Raw genomic sequence first — 15906 nt, forward strand, 5'->3', positions numbered from 1 at the left:
AGGGTCGGCCCCTGAGGCTCCCCTGATCTGAGCCGGGCGCCCCTCGAACGCTTCCCGAGCCGCTTCTCGGGGCCGATATCAGGGTCCGGCCAGGGTCGTTCCGACTCCCGCCGGGGCGCCGCGCCCGTCACCATGGACCCATGACCGATCACGAGCACGCCGCGACGGGTCCGGGACCCGGCTCCGGCCCGCGCCCCGAGGGTGCCGGGCCGCAGGATGCCGCGCCCGCCGCGGGGCCCGCGCCCGGCCGCGCGGACGCGGGACAACAGGGAGGAGCACCCGGTACGGCCGCCCCCGGCGAGGACGCCGTCCCGCCCGGCCCGCCGCACGCGTTCCGCCGTGACCGCCGCCACAAGACGCTGGCCGGCGTCTGCGCCGGACTGGGGCGGCAGTGCGACATGGACCCGGTGATCTTCCGCATCACCCTCGCCGTGCTCTCCGCCACCGGCGGCATCGGCCTCCTCTTCTACGGCTTCGCCTGGCTCTTCGTCCCCTACGACGACGAGGAGGAGAACGAGGTCCGCAAGCTGCTCACCGGCCGCGTCGACGGCCAGGCCCTGGTGGCCGTGCTGTTCGCGCTGGTCGGCTGCGGGGTGTTTCTGACCATGCTGCACAACGGCGGGGTGCTGACCTTCGCCGTCGTCCTCTCCCTGGTCCTCGCGGGCGCCGGTTACTGGTCACGCCAGCGCGGCGCCCCCAGCCCCGACCCGCTGGCCGCCCAGGCCGCCGCCGACGCGCCGCCGGAGCCCCAGGCGCCGCCGGTGTTCCTCACCTCCCCGTCCTGGTGGCGCGACCCCATCGTCAAGGACGGCACCCACATCGGCGGCACGGGCTATCTGTGGGGCCCGCGCGACACCCGCGACCTGGATGTCGCCGCGGCCGTCAACATCGGTCTCGGCACCCGGCCCGGCGCCCGCCCGGCCCCGGGCGAGGAGATACCCGGCCGGCGTCCCGTGCCGCCCCGGCCGCGCGGCCCCCGCTGGATCGGCGGCTGGGTCTTCCTGCTGGCGCTGCTCGCCGGCGCTCTGGGCACGAGCCTCACGTGGGACGGGCACCCGCTGGGCACCAGCCTGCAGACGGGCCTGTCCTGTGCGCTCGCCGTTCTGGGCCTGGGCATAGCCGTCAGCGCGTTCCTGGGCCGGACCGGTGCGGGATCGGTCTTCCTGGCGATCGTCACGGCCGGGCTGCTGGCCGGCGCGGCGGCGCTGCCGAAGGAGATCGACACGCACTGGACGCGCACCACCTGGCAACCCGCCACCGTGGCGGACGTACGGCCCCGGTACGAGCTGGGCACCGGCGTCGGCACCCTGGACCTGAGGAGGCTGGACGTGTCCGGGAAGCAGACGGTCACGACACGGGCGGACATCGGCATGGGCAAGGTCAGGGTGCTGGTGCCCGGCGACGTGACGGTGCGGCTGGACGTCGAGGTGGGCGTCGGCGATCTGCAACTACCGGGGGACGACCCGAAGGACGTGGACGTGCAGCCGGGACGGCACAAGCGGATCACCCTCTCTCCCGCCCGGGGTGCCGAGAAGTCCGGCACGATCGACCTGGACCTCCAGGTCGGCGTGGGACAGGCGGAGGTCAGCCGTGCTGCGTCATGAACCCCAGCCCGGGAAGCTGATCGCCGGCACCGTCCTCGTGCTGGCGGGTGTCCTGTACGCGGGTGACGCGGGCGGCGCCTGGCACACCCCGTGGTTCGTCGCGATTCCCCTCGTCACGGGCGGGCTGTGCCTGGCGGGCGCGGTGGCGCTGCTGACGGGCATGATGCGCCGGCGCCGCCGGGACGGCCGGACGGGCGCGGACGCGGGCTGACGCCGGGAGCGGTGGGCGGCCGACGTGGGCCGCCTGGCGGGCGCGGTGGCGCTGCTGACGGGCGTGGTGCGCCGGCGCCGCCGGGACGGCCGGACGGGCGCGGACGCGAGCTGACACCGGTAGCGGTGGGCGGCCGGCATGGGCCCGCCGCCGAAACGACCCCGGCCACCGGCACCCGCCGGTACGGCCCGGCTTGCGGTATCCGCCGGTACCACCCCGACCACCGGCACCCGCCGGTACGGCCCGGCCACCGGCATCCGCCGGTACCACCCCGGCCACCGGCATCCGCCGGTACGGCCCGGCCACCGGCATCCGCCCGTACCGCCCCGGCTACCGGTACCCGCCGCTTCGCTGCCGTCGTCGTGACCGCAGCGCCGCGTCGACGGACAGCAGGGGCGCGCCCGCGAGGATCAGGGGCGTCCAGGCCATGAGGTAGGCGAGGTCGTTGCCGTAGTAGTACGGGTCGGAGGCCCAGCTCACGGTCAGCCACAGGCTGAGGGAGATCAGCGCGCCGCCGAGCGCGGCCAGACGGGCGAGCAGACCGAGCAGCGTGCCGATGCCGACGGCGAGTTCCCCGAAGGCGATGGCGTAGCCGAACCCGACGGGGCTCTTGAGGGAGAGGTCGACCAGGGCGGGAATGGCGGAGGAGTCGCGTACGGCACGCATCATGTCGCCGATCGACCCGGCACCGGAGTCCTTCATGAAGGCGCTGTCGGTGAGCTTGTCCAGGCCGGCGTAGATGAAGGTGACGCCGAGGAAGATGCGCAGGGGCAGCAGGGCGTAGCGGGTGGCGTGGTCGCGCCAGCCTCCCCCGTCCCCGAAGTGGGGGGTGTGCGTGTCCGTTCTCATGCCGTGAGTCATCGCTGCTGGCCGCCTCTCGCCCACCGGTGCCGAGACCCCCTCAACAGACGATACGTACGCCGAACGGAGCGCGCTCAATCCTGCGCGAACGGCTCGGGCCGACCTTGCCGCGACGTGGGGTGCCGCGGCGTGGTGATGGCCGAGGGCGTGGCCTCCGGGGCCGGCCCCCTCACTCCGTCACGTCGACCGCGTACCGATTCGTCTCGGCCCCCGCGGCGGTGACGACCTGCACCTCCACCCGGCCCGGCTCCACGTCGGCCGGTACCGGCACGGTCAGCAGCGTGTCCGTGGGGTTGCGGAACCCGCCGGGCACCGGCACCAGCGGCACGTGGACGTGCACCGCGCCCACGCGCACGACCATCCGGGCCAGCCGGTCGGCTCCCTGTGCCCCCGGCGGCACGAATCCCGCGCCGCGGATCTCGATGTCGTCGCCGGTGCGGATCGGCCCGTCCAGGTCGCCCGCCTCCCGGGCCCGGACGACGGAGAGGATGACCGGCCGGCCGCCTTCGGCGTACTTGCCCGTCAGATACGTGGCGCCCGACACCAGCACCACCACCGCCAGTCCCCAGGGCAGATCCGGCAGTTGCTCCGGGTGCCGGGCCAGCCGTACCGCCGCGAAGACCAGGGCGACGCCGCTGATCACGACGTACTGGATGTCGGCGAAGGTGCCCCGTCCCGCGTCGTCGGTCAGCAGGTCGGCGGCCCGTGGCCGGTCGGCGCGCACCTTCTGCAGCCGCTGGCCCCGCACCCGCAGTCCGACCACCCGCCGCACGAGCACGGCGATCCCGCACAGCACGGCGAGCACGGTCACGACGCCGGCGCCCCGGGCGAGGTCCAGCCCGGAGATCAGGGCGTCGCGCTCCCGGTGTCCGGAGGCGGCGGCGAGCCGCCCCGCGAGGACGAGCACCGAGTACGCCACGAACAGCACCCAGGCAGCGGCGACCGTGCGGGACGTGGACAGCCGGTTGTCCTCGCCGATCACGGGCGCCAGCGCCCCGCCCCTGGCCCGGTGGAACCAGGACGCGGCGGTGAGCGCCAGGGCCGTCACCAGCGCGGCGGCCAGTCCGGCCGTACGCGCCGCCGTCCAGCCGGTGCCGACCGCGGTGAGGGCCTGACCGAGCAGCAACAGCACCACGGCCGCCCCGACCACGACCGCGGTGCGCCGCCACAGGCCCGTCAGCCAGGCCTGCCCCTCGGCGCGCCCTCGTTCGGCGACCTGCTCGGCGGACTGCGCCAGTTCCTCGGAGACCCACTGGCGGGAGGCGGAGGCGGAGTGGGCCACCGCGGCCGGCAGTCCGTGGCCGGCGGCGAACTCGTCCCGGCGGCGCAGGAACGCGGCGACGGCCCGCCGGTGCCCTTCACGTGCCCCGTGCGGGCAGTCCCCGCAGGCGCACCCGCCGTCGTGATCACCCCCGGGGCCGCCCGGTTGTCCACCGGCGTACCCGCCGTGCCCACCGGTGGGCACGGCGGCGTAGCCGCCCGCGTACCCCTCGGCACGGACACCCGCACGCGCGGCCGTGTACCCGCCCGGGTCCGCGCCGCTCTGCCCCGTCTCCCGCACCGCCACGCCCGACGCCCGCCTTCCCGCGACCCAACCACCGCCGGCCTTCCGGACCCCGGAAACACCGCTGTGCAACTCCCGTGCGACGACGTCGAATTGTGCCCTACACCCCCCGGTCCGCGTCCGCACGGTCTGGTCAACACGGGTGAAGTTCGGCGCGCCCTGTTGACCCGGCTGGGAGAATTCCCCTATGGCCGAGATCATCCAGCGGGACGGGACCTGGGCCTTCGACGGTGACACGATCCGGATCACGCCCGACCTGAACCGCTCCGTGCCGCTGTTCCGGCGGACGCTGGGGGAGATCGCCGTGCCGCTCGCGGCGGTTGCCGGGATCGTCCTGGAACCCGACCGCAGGCGCGGACGGCTGCGGTTGCGGCTGCGGGAGGGCGCCGATCCCCTGCTCCAGGCGACGGGCGGGCGGTTGCCGGACGCGGCCGATCCCTACCGGCTGGCGGTGGACGCCGACCGGACGGGAGTCGCCGAGTACGTCACCGAGGAGATCCGCCGTGCGCTGCTCCTGGACCGGATCCCGCAGGAACCGGCGCGGACCTATCTGCTGCCCGGTCCGCCGGTCCCGGTCTCCGTGCGCACCTCGGACGGGACGGTCTCCTTCGACGGCACCCGGATCCGCATCGACTGGGCGGAGACCTCCGAGCGGGTCAAACGCGCCACCGGCCCGCGGATCATCGCCGCGGACGAGCTCGTCCGGGTCGAGTGGCTGCCGAACACCGGCCGCGTGGACGGTTCCCTGCGTTTCGTGACCGGCGAGACCGTGTCCGCGGCGCTGCCGCCCGAGAAGGACCCGTACGCGCTCTGCCTGTGGGGCAGCGCCCGCCGGGATCTGCTCACCGCGCTCGTCGCCGCGGCGGTCACCGCCCGGCTGCCGCACCCGTCCGCACGCATCCCGACCGGGAGCGACGGGTCGGCGGCGCACCTCGTGCCACCGCCCGCCCCCGACCACCACGACGTACTGCTGCGCCGGCTGCGCGAACTGGGACGGCTGCACCGCGAAGGCGTCCTCACGGACGAGGAGTTCACGAGGACGAAGACAGCGGTCCTGCGCGGCTTCTGAGCCGGCTCGGTCGCCCCGGCGTCAGCTCGGCTGACCCCCGCGTCAGCTCGGCGGACCTCCGCGTCAGCTCAGCGGCCCCGGCGTCCGACCGGCGGCACCGCGTCCAATCAGCAGCACCCACGTCCACTCAGCAGCCCCGGCGTCCGGTCGGCGGCACAGGCGTCCAATCAGCAGCCCCGGCGTCAGCTCAGCAGTCCCGGCTCGCTGCGGCTGACGTCCTCCCACATCGGCTGGTAGTTGATCCACGCGACCAGGTCGCCGCCCAGCTGCTCCCTGGTCGCCACCGCCATCCGGTGCTCGATCCGGACCGGCCGCCCGGCCGCCTGGGCGGTCAGCTGCACCTGGCAGGAGCGTTCCATCGAAACGAACCACCAGGCCGCCGCGTCCACCGAGTCGCCGACGGTCAGCAGCCCGTGGTTGCGCAGCACGAGCGCCTTGCGGGAGCCCAGCACCTCCGCGATGCGCCGCCCCTCCTCGGCGTCGACGGAGACGCCCGTGTACGTGTCGTACAGGGCGTGGTCCTCGTAGAAGGCGCAGCTCTCCTGGGTGATCGGCTCCAGCAGCTCGCCGAGGGCCGCGAGCGCCCTGCCGTGCACCGAGTGGCAGTGGGCGACGGCGACCACGTCGGGCCGGGCGGCGTGGACCTGGGCGTGCACGGTGAAGGCGGCCTGGTTGACGTGGTAGCCGCCCTCGACGACCTGGCCGTCCTGGTTGGCGAGCACGAGGTCGCTCACGGTGACGTGCCGGAAGGGCATCCCGAACGGGTTGACCCAGAAGCAGTCGGTGAACTCCGGGTCGCGGGCCGTGATGTGCCCGGAGACACCGTCCTCGTAGCCCAGCCGCCCGAAGATCCTCAGGGCGCCGGCGAGCCGTTCCTTGCGGTGCCTGCGCTCGTCCTCGACCGACTCGTGCATCGGCGGCATGGCGAAGCGCAGCCGGTCGGTGGGCAGCGGCAGGGGCGGCGTGGGCCCGTGCATAGGTCCTCCAGCACTGGTTCTGCGTACGGGCGGAAGTTACCGTCCGTGAGGCCGGGAAGAACAGGAGCGGTTCGTGAAGATGCCACGAGCGCCCCTGCGAGCACCCTGTGCCCTGCGAGTGCCCCCTGGCTCCCGCACCCCACGAACAGCCGACAGAAGATGTCGGGATTCGGCGCGACACTCTTCCCATGACAGCGAACTGGGCGGCTTTCGCCGCGGCCGAACCGGATCTGGCCGACACCGTGGAGAAGCGTTTCGGTGCCTTCACGCACCACATCCTCGCCACCCTCCGTAAGGACGGTTCGCCCCGCACCAGCGGCCTGGAGGCGCGGTTCCTGAACGGCGAGCTGTGGCTCGGCATGATGCCCGACTCGCTCAAGGCCCTCGACCTGCGCCGCGATCCGCGCTTCGCGCTCCAGGCGAACCCCGGCGCGGGCACGGGCATGGGCGGCGGCGACGTCCGGATCAGCGGCCGGGCGGTCGAGGTCGACGACCTGGAGACCAAGGCCGGATACGTCGAAGAGGTGGAACCGCCGGAGCCGTTCCACCTCTTCCGCACCGAGCTGACGGAGGTCGTGCGGACCTACGTCGAGGACGACACGTACCTCGTCGTCCAGGTCTGGACGCCCGGCGCCGCCCTGCGCACGATCAAGCGCACCTAAGCCTCGGGATCACTCCCACTCGATGGTGCCCGGCGGCTTCGAGGTCACGTCGAGGACGACGCGGTTGACGTCCTTCACCTCGTTGGTGATCCGCGTGGAGATCCGGGCGAGGACCTCGTAGGGCAGACGCGACCAGTCGGCCGTCATGGCGTCCTCGGACGAGACGGGGCGCAGCACGATGGGGTGGCCGTAGGTGCGGCCGTCGCCCTGGACGCCGACGCTGCGGACGTCGGCGAGCAGGACCACCGGGCACTGCCAGATGTCGCGGTCGAGGCCGGCCGCCGTGAGCTCCTCGCGGGCGATGGCGTCGGCCTCGCGCAGCAGGTCCAGGCGCTCCTTGGTGACCTCACCGACGATGCGGATGCCGAGGCCCGGTCCGGGGAAGGGCTGGCGCTGGACGATCTCCTCCGGCAGGCCGAGCTCCTGGCCGACCATGCGGACCTCGTCCTTGAACAGCTGGCGCAGCGGCTCGACGAGCTCGAACTCGATGTCGTCGGGGAGGCCGCCCACGTTGTGGTGGGACTTGATGTTGGCGGTGCCGGTGCCGCCGCCGGACTCGACGATGTCCGGGTAGAGGGTGCCCTGCACGAGGAAGGCGACCTCGGGGCCCTCCTCCTGGAGGATCTCCAGCTGGGCCTGCTCGAAGACCCGGATGAACTCGCGGCCGATGATCTTCCGCTTCTGCTCGGGGTCGGAGACCCCGGCGAGCGCCTTGAGGAACCGCTCCTGGGCGTCCACGACCTTCAGCTGCACGCCGGTCGCGGCCACGAAGTCCTTCTCGACCTGCTCGGTCTCGCCCTTGCGCATCAGGCCGTGGTCGACGTACACGCAGGTCAGCTGGGAGCCGATGGCCTTCTGCACGAGGGCCGCGGCGACCGCGGAGTCCACGCCGCCGGACAGACCGCAGATGGCGCGCTTGTCGCCGACCTGCTCGCGGATGGCGGCGACCTGCTCCTCGATGACGTTGCCGGTCGTCCAGTTCGGCGTGAGCCCCGCACCCCGGTAGAGGAAGTGCTCCAGCACCTGCTGCCCGTGCGTGGAGTGCATCACCTCGGGGTGGTACTGGACGCCGTAGAGCTTCTTCTCGTCGTTCTCGAAGGCGGCGACCGGGACGACGTCCGTGGAGGCCGTGACGGTGAAGCCCTCGGGGGCGGCGGAGCAGGCGTCGCCGTGCGACATCCAGACGGGCTGCTCGGCGGGGGTGCCCTCGAAGAGGGTGGAGGACACCTTGGAGACGTGCAGGTCGGTGCGGCCGTACTCGCGGGCTCCGGTGTTGTCGACGGTGCCGCCGAGGGCGCTCGCCATCAGCTGGAAGCCGTAGCACATGCCGAAGACGGGGACGCCGGCCTCGAAGATCTCGCGGTCCAGGCTGGGCGCGCCCTCCGCGTAGACCGACGAGGGGCCGCCGGAGAGGATGATCGCCGCGGGGTTCTTGGCGAGCATCTCCCGGACCGGCATGGTGCTCGGCACGATCTCGCTGTAGACCCGCGCCTCGCGGACGCGACGGGCGATGAGCTGGGCGTACTGCGCGCCGAAGTCGACGACCAGGACGGTGTCGGCGGCGTTGGCAGCGGGAGTCGCTGATGACACGGGGTGCCTTCCGGCGGTGGGGCGGGGGTCTTGTGCCACCCGATTCTACCGGGGGGCCGCCGGGCTCCTTTCGTGCACCGGACGAGCACCCCGTCTCAGGATGCGAACCGGCTTGGACGGCCCCCGGAGGCGGTGCATACTTGCCCCATGTTCTCGCAGCAGACGTTCGTCTTTACCTATGGCATCCGGCCCGCCGGACGCCATGGTCGTGCTGCTTGAGCAACTGACAAGCGACTTCCCAGGCGCCCCGGGCCGACAAGGCCCGGGGCGCCTGTCGTCGTCCGGGCCGTGTCGCCCCGGGGCGGCCCCCGACGACGAGGAGCCCCCATGACCGCCATCGACACGACCGCCATCGACGTCACCGGTGCCCGCACTCCCGAGGCCGCCGGCGTGATCAGCGGAGCACGCGAGCGGATCGACGCGCTCGACGACCGGATCATCGGCCTGATCCAGGAACGGGTGGCCGTCTCCGCCGTCATCCAGGAGGCGCGGATCGCCTCCGGCGGCCGGCGGGTGAACCTCTCCCGCGAGATGGACGTCCTCGCCCACTACAGGGAGGCGCTGGGCAAGCCGGGGACCGCGCTCGCGATGACCCTGCTGGAGCTGTGCCGCGGCAAGATCTGAGGCCTCGGGATCTGAGGCCTCGGGATCTGAAGCCCGGGGGTCTGAACGCCCGGGCGTCTGCGGCCTCCGGGCCCGGGTTCGTGTTCCCGGGACAGACGTACGCATCGCTCTCACCCGTACGGCGCGTGACCGCCCCCGCACCGCGTCGTTGGTCCCGGTGTCCGTGCCAGCCAGGGGCGGGCCCGAAAGAACCACGCGTGGCTCACTGGGGCGATGAGACGCACGGATCGTGCCGTGCGTCGTGGGACCTCGCTCCAGGGAAGTGACCGGACGGCAGGGGACAGCAGCCCGGTCACCAAGAGAACGGTCGGCTCCGGGGACGCCCGGGGCCGACCGGCGGACCTTGCATAAATGCACAAGTCTGGGTCAAACGGTTGCGGGCGCCGCGTTCATCCAGCACGATGCGTACACAGTCCAAGTCCCCTCGCGGACACCCGCATTGCCGTATCGCCAGAGGTACAGACCAGCGGCGCAACCCCCCGGCGCCGCTTCCAGGCACCGGCGCTGCCCTGACGTCGGTGCTGACGAGAAGAAGGGCCCCGCGGCTCCACCCCGCGGGGCCCTTCGCTCTGCCCTGCTGCCGGTCACCGTCCGCTCAGGTACGGGTGACCCGCCCGCAGTGGCCGCCGTCGCCGTGGTCGATGTCCCTGCTGCGGTCGTACGGATCCGTCGCCGGGCCGCTCGGGTCCGGGCCCTCGGACCGGCTCGACGGGAACCCCGGATGCAGGTAGCCGTCGTAGACGTCACAGGCGGAGTTGCCTATCTCCTGGTCGTACTTGACCAGCAGCAGCCGGCCCGGTGTGACCGTGTACCGGGCGGGGTCGGCGAGTTCGACGTCGAGGACCCTGCGCACGATGGTGCGGGTGACCTCGGGAGGGCCGTCCGCCCGCACGACGGGGTAGACGAAGGTGTAGTCGGCGCGCACCGCGACACCTCCCTGTGTCCCCTTCTCGAACGTCATGCGTCCGCGGGTCTTGATCACGTCGCCGACCGGCCGCGCCTCGTCGGGGTCGAAGCGGCTGAACAGCGTCACCGGGTCGTGCCCTCTGCTGGGGGAACGCAGTCCGGTGTCGAGGTCGTCGAGGAGCTCGGGCTGCTTGGGGTCCAGCACGGAGAGCGCGGCCGCGGGGCGCGCCCCGCGTACGGCCTTCGGGTCGAGATTGGCGCCCACCAGCAGCTTCTTCGTCAGCTTCAGCGCCTCTTCCACCCGGCCCGCCGGGACCGTACCGACGGCCTTCGCCTCCGGCAGGACGATGCCGGCCTCGCCGTCGGCCCAGCGCAGCGCCGGTGAGCCGGCGAACGGCCGGTCCAGGGTGGGGGTCTCCGGGTCCGACGCGCCGGGTGCGGCGGTGGGCGCCGCCGTCTCGTCGGGCAGCGGTGCGGCCTCCGCGGCCGAGGGCTCCCCGGTGCCGAAGGGGTCGCCGGGCAGCAGCGACGGCTTCAGGGCCACCAGCGCGACGGCGGCGGCGACCGCCACCCCGAGGACGGTCCACAGCTTGCGGCGCCGGGCCGCACGGCCGTTCATCTCCTGCCAGGCAGGGCCGGTACGCCACCCCGGCGGCAACTCGCCCCTGGCGTCCTGCTCGCGCAGCCGCTCGGTGACCATACGGGCCCGCGCGGACGGCTCCTTCGGGGCAGTGGAACGGATGTCGCGTTCGCTGTCCTCGAGGAACTTCTCCCACATGTCGTCGGGTATGGACGAGGAGGAGCCGCCTTCTTCACCGAGCCCGTTCCCGGGGCCTTCTGACGGTCTGTCGGCCATGATTCTCCGCGCTTTCTCGTGGTCTCTCGCCGGACGGCCGAGCGTACGTCAGCCTTCGGACAGCGAGCCCGGAGACAGCGGTACAGCCGCTCGGCGCCGTCGACCACCGCCGAGGACCCCCCACCCCGTGACGCAGGACCCCCGACCCTGTGACGCAGGACACATAAAAATCTTGTCAGGAGCGGCACAACCATTCACAGCCTTCACTGATCAAACACGGCGAACCAAGGGCCACTCCCGCGCCCCACACGCGGAGGCCTCCCCCAACGTTCGTGCCGCATCCCGCGGTACGCCGGACTCTCCGAGGTCTTCATGAAGCTTCGCCGCGCCATGGCAGCAGCGGCCGCTACGGCGGTCATAGCCCCGGTGGCACTGCTCGCGGCACCGGCCGCGTACGCGACCGACGAAACGACGCCCACGCCGAGCGCGTCGGTGAGCGAGTCCGCTCCCGAGACGTCGCCCTCGCCGTCGGTGACCGAGTCCGCTCCGGAGACGTCGCCGGCTCCGAGCACGTCCGTGAGCGCGTCCGCTCCCGAGACGTCCAGCTCGCCGAGCGCCTCCGCCAGCGAATCCTCCCCCGCGCCCAGCGCCTCCGAGCCCGAGGAGTCGGAGTCCCCCGACCCCGAGCCCTCGGTGTGCGAGGACACCAAGGTCGACGTCAGCATCTCCGGACTGCCCGGCAAGATCGCGGCGGGCAGCGGCTGGCACAAGTTCTCGCTGAACGTGCTGAACAACTCCGACTCCACGCTGAACGACCTCAACTTCTTCGCCGGGGCCTCCCCCGACAAGAACGGCGAGGAGCTGTTCACCAGCAAGCAGGTCCAGCTCCAGGCCTGGGACCCGGAGGGCAAGACCTGGGTCGACCTCAACGAGGGCGGCTACGCGGTCGGTTACGTCGGCTACACCGACGAGCTGAAGCCCGAGTACGAGGTCGAGATCCCGCTGCGCCTCAACGTCAGCAAGTCCGCCCCGGTCGGCGCCGGCTTCTCGCTCGGCGCGACGATCTACGGCGACAACGACGACGAGTGCACCGGCTTCGGCGACGTGTCGTACAAGTTCCAAATCGTCTCCGCCGGCACGGACACCGACGGCACCAAGCCGCAGGAAGGCGGCAAGGCGCCCGTCACCGACGAGAAGCCGAGCGGCAGCACGCCGGAGGTCACCGGCAGCCTCGCCGAGACCGGCTCCAGCTCCGCCCTGCCGATGATCGGCCTGGTCGGCGGTGCCGCGGTCGTCGCCGGTGGCGGCGCGATCTTCGTCGTCCGCCGCCGCAAGGCCGGCGTGCAGGCGTAAGCCGTAGCGGCCGACGGGCCGTCGCACCAAGCAGAAGAGGGACCTGCGCTCGGAGGGGGGCGCAGGTCCCTCTTCTGCGTCCCGCAGCGCTCAGGACTTCGGCGGTACCACCGGCATGCCGAGGAAAGGCAGCTTCAGCGCGCCGAACGCCTCCGCCGGGACCGCCGGGGACTTCGGCTCGACCGGCTGGAGCCGCACATAGGCCGTACCCTGCTCGGGACGCTGGTCGGGCTCACCCTTGTTGGGCCAGTACGACATCGCCCGCTCGGCCTGGGCGGTGATGGTGAGGGACGGGTTGACGCCCAGGTTGGCGGAGACCGCGGCGCCGTCGACGACCGAGATGCCAGGGTGGCCGTAGAGGCGGTGGTACGGGTCGATCACGCCGGAGTCACGGGAGTCACCGATGGGGCAGCCGCCGAGGAAGTGGGCGGTGAGCGGGGTGCCCATCAGTTCGCCGACGTTGGAGCCGGCGAAACCGTTGATCTCGGCGGCCAGTGCCGAGGCGCCCTCCGTCGCGGCCCTGATCTGCTTGGGGTTGGGGGCGCCGTGGCCCTGCCGTGCGGTGAGCAGGCCGCGGCCGACGCCCGACGGCTTCAGGTACGTCGTCAGGGAGTTGTCCAGCGACTGCATCACCAGGCCGATGATGGTCCGCTCCGACCAGCGGCGGTTGGACAGCGAACGCAGCACCAGCAACGGGTGCCTCGCCGCGTTGGCGAGGAAGCCCAGGACCCGCGAGGCGCCCGAGTCCGTCCCCGCGTAAGGGACCTGGAGGATGGACAGGCCGCCCATCGAGTTGGAGCCCCTGCCGTAGCGGACCGGCTCGATGTGGGTGTCGGCGTCGGGGTGGATCGAGGACGTGATGGCCACGCCCCGCGTGAAGTCGGCCTTCGGGCTGCCGTGCGCCTTGCGGTAGCGCCGGTCGTCCGTCTGGGCCCCGACCAGGGCCTCGGAGTTGGTGCGGGTCAGCGCGCCCAGCCGGTCCGAGAGGTGGGGCAGTTGACCGCCCGCCTTCATGCGGTGCAGCAGGGTCTGCGTGCCGTAGGTGCCGGCGGCGAGGACGACCTTGCGGGCGGTGTAGGTGCGGCCCCTCGCCTTGCGGCCGCGGTCGGTCGGCAGGGTGGCGACCGCGTAGCCGCCGCGCGAGTCGTCGGTGACCGAGACCACCGTCGTCATGGGGTGGACGACCGCGCCGGCCTTCTCGGCGAGGTGCAGGTAGTTCTCGTTGAGGGTGTTCTTGGCGCCGTGCCGGCAGCCGGTCATGCACTCGCCGCACTCGGAGCAGGCCTTGCGGGACGGGCCCGCCCCGCCGAAGTACGGGTCCGGCACCTCCTCGCCCGGCTTCGCCTTCGCCGAGCCGTCGGCGTCCTCGCCGTCGCCGAAGAAGACACCGACCGGGGCCATGTGGAAGGTGTCCCCGCAGCCCATCTTCTCCGCCGCCGCCTTCAGGTGGACATCGGAGGGGGTCATGGTCGGGTTGAGCCGCACGCCCAGCATGCGCCGGGCCTGGTCGTAGTACGGCGCCAGCTCGTCCTGCCAGTCGGTGATGTCACGCCATTGGGGGTCCTCGAAGAACGGCGTCGGCGGGACGTAGAGGGTGTTGGCGTAGTTGAGGGAGCCGCCGCCCACGCCCGCGCCCGCCAGGACCATGACGTTGCCCAGCAGATGGATGCGCTGGATGCCGTACATGCCGAGCTTCGGCGCCCACAGGTAGTTCTTCAGGTCCCAGGAGTTCTTCGGGAGGGACTCACGGGTGAAGCGGCGGCCGGCTTCGAGGACGCCCACCCTGTAGCCCTTCTCCGTGAGGCGCAGGGCGGTCACCGACCCGCCGAAGCCGGAACCCACGACGATGACGTCGTAGTCGTAAGCGTCCTGAGACACGTGCCGTCTCTCCTTCGAGTGGCTGAGGCGAGGGTCGTCTACCGGAAGCGGAACGCCTTCATCAGGCGCAGGCTCCGGCTCATGAACCGCGCGTACTTCTCGTCGTCCATGCCCAGCGACGGGGCCATCGGGAGCACCCGCTGGTGGGCGACCGTCTGCGCCTCGGTGTACTTGAGGATGCCCTCGGAACCGTGGCGGCGGCCGAGACCCGAGTCCTTCATGCCGCCCATGGGGGACTGGACGCTGCCGTAGGCGGGGGCGTAGCCCTCGTTGATGTTGACCGTCCCGGTGCGCAGGCGGGCGGCGACCTCCTGGCCGCGGCGGCCGTTCTTCGTCCACACCGAGGAGTTCAGGCCGTACGCCGTGGCGTTGGCGCGCTCGATCGCCTCGTCCTCGTCCTTGAAGCGGTAGACCGAGACGACCGGGCCGAAGGTCTCCTCGTCGCAGACGGACATGTCGGTGACGACCCCGTCGAGGATCGTGGGCTCGAAGAAGTACGGGCCGATGTCGGGGCGTGCCACACCGCCCGCGACGACCTTCGCGCCCTTGGCCACGGCTTCCTCCACGTGCCGCGTGACCGTCTCGAGCTGCCGCTCGCCGACCAGGGAGCCCATGTCGGCGCCGTACGCGAGGGACGTGCCGAGGCGCATCGCCTTCGTCCGGGCGGCGAAACGCTCCAGGAAGGCGTCCGCGACCGACTCGTGGACGAAGAGCCGCTCGATGGAGATGCACAGCTGGCCGGCGGAGGAGAAGCAGGCGCGGACGGCTCCGGCCGCGGCCTTCTCGATGTCGGCGTCCTCCAGGACCAGCATGGCGTTCTTGCCGCCGAGTTCGAGCGAGACGCCGACCAGCCGGGCGGCGGCGCCCTGGGCGACCTCGCGGCCGGTGCGGGTGGAGCCGGTGAAGGAGACGTAGTCGGCGTGCCGGACGACCTCGGGGCCGACGACCGGGCCGTCGCCGATCACGACCTGGAAGACGTCGGCGGGCAGACCGGCCTCGATGAGCAGGTCACGGGCCCACAGGGCGGTCAGGCAGGTCTCCGTGTCCGGCTTCATGACGACCGCGTTGCCCGCGACGAACGCCGGGAGCGCGTCGCCCACCGACAGTTCCAGCGGGTAGTTCCAGGGGGCGATCTGGCCCACGACTCCGCGCGGATGGCGCAGCTCGGTGACCTTGGTGAGGGTCGGCATGGCGCCGGCGTGCCGCTTGGGGCGCAGGTAGGCGGGGGCCTTGCGGCCGTAGTGCCGGGCGGCGACGGCGACGGCCTGGACCTCCTCGTGGCCGTGCAGGCGGGCCTTGCCGGTCTCCAGCTGGATCAGGTCGAGCACCTCGGCCTGGCGCTCCAGCACCAGGTCGTGGAAGCGGAGCAGGACGGCGGCGCGCTGTCGTACGGGGGTCCGCTCCCACACGGCCTGGGCGGCGCGGGCGGCTTCGAAGGCCTTCGCCACGTCCTCGGGCGTCGACTCGGGGAGGTCGGCCAGCTTCTCTCCGGTGAACGGCGTGTGGTTGGCGGTCCGGCCCGAGCCGACCACACCCTTGGTGAGCTGGGCGACCAGCTCGGGCGTGACCACGTCCGCGGCGGTGCGGACGCCCTCCGGGGCGGGGGCGAGGGGGTTCGTACCCGTCTGTGCCGTGCCGGTCTCTGCCGTGCCGGTGTGTGCCGTGCCGGTCTCTGCCGTGCCGGTCTCTGCCGTCTTCTCGGCGGCCTGCGCGTCCGTCATGAGCCGCAGGGTATGCCGCAACGGTGGCTTTGGGTACCCGTCGGTAATACGGCTTCACCGACCGCACACACGACGCCAGTGACCGCTGGC

13 protein-coding genes are annotated in these 15906 nt (G+C 72.5%); 6 read left to right on the forward strand and 7 right to left on the reverse strand.

What is annotated here, in order from left to right:
* The first annotated feature begins 140 nt into the window (after positions 1-140).
* Positions 141-1604, forward strand: coding sequence for a PspC domain-containing protein (locus ACFV20_RS01940; RefSeq protein ID WP_385651328.1), 1464 nt, complete (start codon positions 141-143; stop codon positions 1602-1604).
* Positions 1591-1815, forward strand: a complete 225-nt coding sequence (locus tag ACFV20_RS01945) for a hypothetical protein (RefSeq protein ID WP_385651330.1) — start codon at positions 1591-1593, stop codon at positions 1813-1815. The genes ACFV20_RS01940 and ACFV20_RS01945 overlap by 14 nt, the downstream gene beginning before the upstream one ends.
* A gap of 330 nt (positions 1816-2145) precedes the next feature.
* On the opposite strand, the gene ACFV20_RS01950 is transcribed toward ACFV20_RS01945, so the two are convergent.
* Both ACFV20_RS01950 and ACFV20_RS01955 read right to left on the reverse strand, forming a co-directional pair.
* The gene (locus tag ACFV20_RS01950) at positions 2146-2676 is read right to left on the reverse strand and encodes a DoxX family membrane protein (protein WP_385651333.1); all 531 of its coding nucleotides are present in this window, start codon (positions 2674-2676) and stop codon (positions 2146-2148) included.
* Between the two features lie 169 nt (positions 2677-2845).
* Positions 2846-4141 (reverse strand): hypothetical protein, encoded by a 1296-nt coding sequence (locus tag ACFV20_RS01955; protein ID WP_385651956.1) that lies wholly within the window; start codon positions 4139-4141, stop codon positions 2846-2848.
* Positions 4142-4427: 286 nt separating this feature from the next.
* On the opposite strand from ACFV20_RS01955, the gene ACFV20_RS01960 reads away from it, so the two are divergent.
* A complete protein-coding gene (locus ACFV20_RS01960; protein ID WP_385651336.1) occupies positions 4428-5309 on the forward strand; it encodes a DUF4429 domain-containing protein in 882 nt (293 codons plus the stop codon).
* A 182-nt stretch (positions 5310-5491) separates the two neighbouring features.
* Here the strand turns inward: ACFV20_RS01960 and ACFV20_RS01965 are convergent, their stop codons facing one another.
* Positions 5492-6286 carry a class II aldolase/adducin family protein gene (locus tag ACFV20_RS01965; RefSeq protein ID WP_385651339.1) on the reverse strand — a complete coding sequence of 265 codons (795 nt, stop codon included), beginning with the start codon at positions 6284-6286 and terminating at the stop codon, positions 5492-5494.
* Between the two features lie 188 nt (positions 6287-6474).
* On the opposite strand from ACFV20_RS01965, the gene ACFV20_RS01970 reads away from it, so the two are divergent.
* Positions 6475-6948 carry a pyridoxamine 5'-phosphate oxidase family protein gene (locus tag ACFV20_RS01970; protein WP_385651342.1) on the forward strand — a complete coding sequence of 158 codons (474 nt, stop codon included), beginning with the start codon at positions 6475-6477 and terminating at the stop codon, positions 6946-6948.
* A gap of 9 nt (positions 6949-6957) precedes the next feature.
* Here the strand turns inward: ACFV20_RS01970 and guaA are convergent, their stop codons facing one another.
* On the reverse strand, positions 6958-8538 hold the full coding sequence (guaA, locus tag ACFV20_RS01975; protein WP_385651345.1) for a glutamine-hydrolyzing GMP synthase: 1581 nt from the start codon (positions 8536-8538) through the stop codon (positions 6958-6960).
* A 327-nt stretch (positions 8539-8865) separates the two neighbouring features.
* Here guaA and ACFV20_RS01980 point away from each other — a divergent pair, with 327 nt between their 5' ends.
* Positions 8866-9162 carry a chorismate mutase gene (locus tag ACFV20_RS01980; RefSeq protein WP_385651347.1) on the forward strand — a complete coding sequence of 99 codons (297 nt, stop codon included), beginning with the start codon at positions 8866-8868 and terminating at the stop codon, positions 9160-9162.
* 595 nt (positions 9163-9757) lie between these two features.
* Here the strand turns inward: ACFV20_RS01980 and ACFV20_RS01985 are convergent.
* The gene (locus ACFV20_RS01985; RefSeq protein ID WP_385651350.1) at positions 9758-10924 is read right to left on the reverse strand and encodes a hypothetical protein; all 1167 of its coding nucleotides are present in this window, start codon (positions 10922-10924) and stop codon (positions 9758-9760) included.
* A gap of 312 nt (positions 10925-11236) precedes the next feature.
* Between ACFV20_RS01985 and ACFV20_RS01990 the strand changes: the two genes are divergently transcribed.
* On the forward strand, positions 11237-12217 hold the full coding sequence (locus tag ACFV20_RS01990; protein ID WP_385651352.1) for an LAETG motif-containing sortase-dependent surface protein: 981 nt from the start codon (positions 11237-11239) through the stop codon (positions 12215-12217).
* Positions 12218-12307: 90 nt separating this feature from the next.
* Here the strand turns inward: ACFV20_RS01990 and ACFV20_RS01995 are convergent, their stop codons facing one another.
* Positions 12308-14095, reverse strand: a complete 1788-nt coding sequence (locus ACFV20_RS01995) for a GMC family oxidoreductase N-terminal domain-containing protein (RefSeq protein ID WP_385651355.1) — start codon at positions 14093-14095, stop codon at positions 12308-12310.
* A gap of 38 nt (positions 14096-14133) precedes the next feature.
* Positions 14134-15816 (reverse strand): succinic semialdehyde dehydrogenase, encoded by a 1683-nt coding sequence (locus tag ACFV20_RS02000; protein WP_385651358.1) that lies wholly within the window; start codon positions 15814-15816, stop codon positions 14134-14136.
* Positions 15817-15906: the final 90 nt, after the last annotated feature.

The organism is Streptomyces sp. NPDC059696, assembly GCF_042733745.1.
Classification (GTDB): domain Bacteria; phylum Actinomycetota; class Actinomycetes; order Streptomycetales; family Streptomycetaceae; genus Streptomyces.

Bases quoted from the DNA above. Each gene is read 5' to 3' on its own strand.
- ACFV20_RS01940 (WP_385651328.1), top strand. From the start codon at position 141: ATGACCGATCACGAGCACGCCGCGACGGGTCCGGGACCCGGCTCCGGC.
- ACFV20_RS01950 (WP_385651333.1), bottom strand. From the start codon at position 2,676: ATGACTCACGGCATGAGAACGGACACGCACACCCCCCACTTCGGGGAC.
- ACFV20_RS01960 (WP_385651336.1), top strand. From the start codon at position 4,428: ATGGCCGAGATCATCCAGCGGGACGGGACCTGGGCCTTCGACGGTGAC.
- ACFV20_RS01965 (WP_385651339.1), bottom strand. From the start codon at position 6,286: ATGCACGGGCCCACGCCGCCCCTGCCGCTGCCCACCGACCGGCTGCGC.
- ACFV20_RS01970 (WP_385651342.1), top strand. From the start codon at position 6,475: ATGACAGCGAACTGGGCGGCTTTCGCCGCGGCCGAACCGGATCTGGCC.
- ACFV20_RS01980 (WP_385651347.1), top strand. From the start codon at position 8,866: ATGACCGCCATCGACACGACCGCCATCGACGTCACCGGTGCCCGCACT.
- ACFV20_RS01985 (WP_385651350.1), bottom strand. From the start codon at position 10,924: ATGGCCGACAGACCGTCAGAAGGCCCCGGGAACGGGCTCGGTGAAGAA.
- ACFV20_RS01990 (WP_385651352.1), top strand. From the start codon at position 11,237: ATGAAGCTTCGCCGCGCCATGGCAGCAGCGGCCGCTACGGCGGTCATA.
- ACFV20_RS02000 (WP_385651358.1), bottom strand. From the start codon at position 15,816: ATGACGGACGCGCAGGCCGCCGAGAAGACGGCAGAGACCGGCACGGCA.